At 69.0% G+C, this 510-nt stretch carries 1 protein-coding gene; it reads left to right on the plus strand.

The features are described 5' to 3' along the window. Positions 1-510, plus strand: a 510-nt coding sequence (locus tag PA598K_RS16320) for a molybdopterin-binding protein (RefSeq protein ID WP_260405444.1), incomplete at both ends; no start/stop codon positions are given.

The following is a 510-nucleotide window of genomic DNA, read 5'->3' on the forward strand; positions in this document are numbered from 1 at the left end:
CATGTGGCGCAGCCCGGCGAGGAGTTCCGCCTGGGCAGCGCTCTGGCGGGGCCCGGCACGCTGATCACGCCGGGCCATATCGCTGTCTTCGGCACCTTTGGGTATGCCGAAGTGGCGGTCTATGCGAAGCCGCGCATCGCCGTCTTCGCGACCGGAGCCGAGCTGCTGCCAGTGGGCGCGCAGCTCGAGCCGGGGCGCATCCGCGACAGCAACAGCGCCATGCTGGCGTCGCTCGTCGCTCGCAGCGGCGGCGAGCCGGTGCTGTTCGGGGCCTTGCCCGATCGGCTGGATCAGGTAACGGCTGCCATCGATGTGGCGCTGACGAGCTGCGATGGCATCATGACGACAGGCGGCGTCTCGGTCGGCGACTATGATGTGATGGCGGAGCTGATGCACGGGATCGCAGAGGCGGGCGAGTACAATCGGCTGCCATCGCGCGTGCTGTTCAGCAAGGTGGCGATGCGGCCGGGCAGCCCGACCTTCGCAGCGATGCTCGGGGACAAGCCGCTG

It is taken from the genome of Paenibacillus sp. 598K (genome assembly GCF_003851045.1).
Classification (GTDB): Bacteria; Bacillota; Bacilli; order Paenibacillales; family Paenibacillaceae; genus Paenibacillus_D.